This is a genomic window from Deltaproteobacteria bacterium (assembly GCA_019308925.1).
Classification (GTDB): domain Bacteria; phylum Desulfobacterota; class B13-G15; order B13-G15; family RBG-16-54-18; genus JAFDHG01.
In genome coordinates this window covers 1-2,662 of sequence record JAFDHG010000114.1, presented here as the reverse complement: position 1 = coordinate 2,662, position 2,662 = coordinate 1, and the positions used below count along the sequence as shown (strand labels likewise).

At 48.0% G+C, this 2,662-nt stretch carries 2 protein-coding genes; one reads left to right on the top strand and one right to left on the bottom strand.

The features are described 5' to 3' along the window. The first annotated feature begins 265 nt into the window (after positions 1 to 265). Positions 266 to 1,030 carry an imidazole glycerol phosphate synthase subunit HisF gene (gene hisF, locus JRI46_12450; GenBank protein MBW2040375.1) on the top strand — a complete coding sequence of 255 codons (765 nt, stop codon included), beginning with the start codon at positions 266 to 268 and terminating at the stop codon, positions 1,028 to 1,030. A 130-nt stretch (positions 1,031 to 1,160) separates the two neighbouring features. Here hisF and JRI46_12445 read toward each other — a convergent pair. Further along, on the bottom strand, positions 1,161 to 2,662 hold a 1,502-nt coding region (locus JRI46_12445; GenBank protein ID MBW2040374.1), incomplete at its 5' end, for a DUF4070 domain-containing protein.

Genomic DNA, 2,662 nt, shown 5'->3' with positions numbered 1-2,662 from the left:
GCACCCTAGTGACGAAGGGTTTATACCGCCTACAAACGAGATCAGAGATGATATGGGAGACAGATTTGATAAGCTTAGAGAAAGACTGATAACCAAGAAGGAAAGGATCTATCCTGAGAAAAAGGAAAAGCAAAATAGACCCACATGAGGTCTACCTCCACCCCTTAACTTAAGCAAGATGGCTAATCCAATGGGAAAATACCTGATACTAAAATGGCTTGAGTAAACCCTTTAACCTTATTGAGTATCTAAAAAAGGAGAGATAATGGAGGCCATTAAAATAATGCCTTGCCTAGATATGAAAGAGGGGCGGATCGTCAAGGGTGTCCATTTTGTGGATTTGACAGATGCAGGAGATCCTGTGGAAAACGCCGAATTTTATCAGAAGGAGGGGGCCGATGAACTGGCCATGCTGGATATAGCGGCCACCATAGAAAACCGAAAGACCAGGTTGGAATGGGTCAAAAATGTCTCGTCAGTCATAGAGATCCCTTTGACGGTGGGTGGGGGGATTTCCAGTCTGGAAGATATTGAATTAGTCCTGGAGGCTGGTGCCGATAAAATTTCTATGAATAGTGCCGCTGTAAAGGATCCGGATTTGGTCAGGGAGGCAGCAAAAGAACTCGGCTCGGAGAGGGTTACTGTGGCTATAGATGCGAGGAGGAATAAGGAGCTATCATCAGGATTTGAGCTGGTAGTCTCAGGTGGTACCAAGCCAATAGGGAGAGACGCCATTGAGTGGGCCAAAGAGTGTCAGGAGCTAGGTGCCGGTGTAATCCTACCTACCAGCATGGATGGTGATGGAACCCAGGCTGGTTATGATTTGGAATTTACAAAGGCCATTTCAGATGTTGTTGATATACCGGTGGTGGCTTCGGGCGGGGCGGGAAAGCTAGAACATTTTTATGAGGCAGTTGTTCTGGGCGGATCACAGATTTTATTGGCTGCTTCGGTCTTTCACTATCACATTTTAAGCATTAGAGAGGTAAAAGAATATCTGCAGAAAAAGGGTTTGCCGGTTAATTTGTAAAACAACTCATGGCCCATGGGCCTGTAATCATCATTCCTATGGACCTTGCTCTTAAAAGGGACGAGAAGTTTCCTTCAGTTCACTAGAAGGAAGACCTGTGAAACGACTTCAGCCCCCATCCCAGATCAGCTCATGAGGGTCCAGGGTTGGGTTCCCTTGCTGGTCGCGGTAAGTATCCCTCAAAGACCTTCCGAAAATGGTAGCCGTAAATGGCAAGCCCCACACACAGGGACAAGAGTTGCGGGCGTCGAAAGACGGTCCAAAAGAAGGTCTTCCAATAATAAAGACGTTCCTTGCCCCTTATACCCAAGGCCCAGAAAGAATGGAAGAGTGCCTTGATATAACTGAACCGTAGAGGATAGCCGCTTTGCTTGGACGGACGATAATTCCTTAGAAAGGTGATAAGACGTTTATAGAAATAGCGGGGCGAGTAAATGTTGGTTACAATGTACCGGTATCCTTCCACAAGCCGCTGGTAACCCATCTTGGGGATGAAGTTTATAGAAAAGTCAGTGTTGTCCCCTGTTATCTCCCCTAAAATCCTGCCCTCTTGCTGGAGCCGTTCGTAGAGCTTCGTGCCCTTCGGGGCATTTAAAAGGCCTACCATGGCGGTGACTATCCCGCTTTGTTGGATGAAATCTACTTGCTTCTGAAAGGTGATCGGATGATCACTATCGAAACCGACGATAAACCCCCCTAAGACCTGAAGGCCGAACCTCTGCATCTTCTTGATTGCTGCCGTCAGGTCCCTATCTTTATTCTGAACCTTGTGACACTCAGTGAGGCTCTCTTCTTCAGGACTCTCGATCCCTACAAATACCGCATCGAAGCCAGCCCTTACCATGAGTTCCATCAACTCCTCGTCATCTGCGAGGTTGACGGAGGCCTCGGTGAGGAAGGAGAAAGGATATCTCTTCTCCTCCACCCATCTTATGAGGGCGGGTAACAACTCCTCTTTTAATTTGCGTGGCTTCCCTATGAAGTTATCGTCTACAAAGAAGACCGTACCTTTCCATCCCCTTTGGTATAACCCCTCGATCTCTGCCAGAACCTGAGCCTTCGTCTTTGTTCGAGGTCTCTTCCCGTTCAGAAGACCGATATCACAGAACTCACAGTCGAACGGACAGCCTCGGCAGTACTGAACGCACATGGCAGCATATTTGCGCATATCGAGAAGGTCCCACTCGGGTGTGGGAGAAGATGTAATATCGGGCCACTCAGCGGAAGTATACATAGGTTTTGCCTCTCCTCTGTTCACGTCTTCAATGAAGGAGGAAAGGGTTGCCTCTGCCTCGTTAAGGACCAAATGGTCAATGTCTGGAAATCTATCAGGAGAGATGGTGAAGAGGGGACCGCCGGCAACAACCTTTTTACCGAGGACCTTAACCTTCTTTACAATTTCTCTGACCGATGCCTCTTGTACCGCCATAGCGCTTATGAAGATGTAATCAGCCCAGCGAATGTCCTCATCCTTGAGCACATCCACGTTCAGATCCACTAGCCTCCGCTTCCACGTCTGGGGGAGAAGCGCTGCCACGGTCACCAGCCCTAAGGGTGGGAAAGAAGCTTTTTTAGAGATGAACTTGAGCGCATACTTAAAGCTCCAAAACGTATCTGGATAACGGGGGTAAA

Bases quoted from the DNA above. Each gene is read 5' to 3' on its own strand.
- hisF (MBW2040375.1), top strand. From the start codon at position 266: ATGGAGGCCATTAAAATAATGCCTTGCCTAGATATGAAAGAGGGGCGG.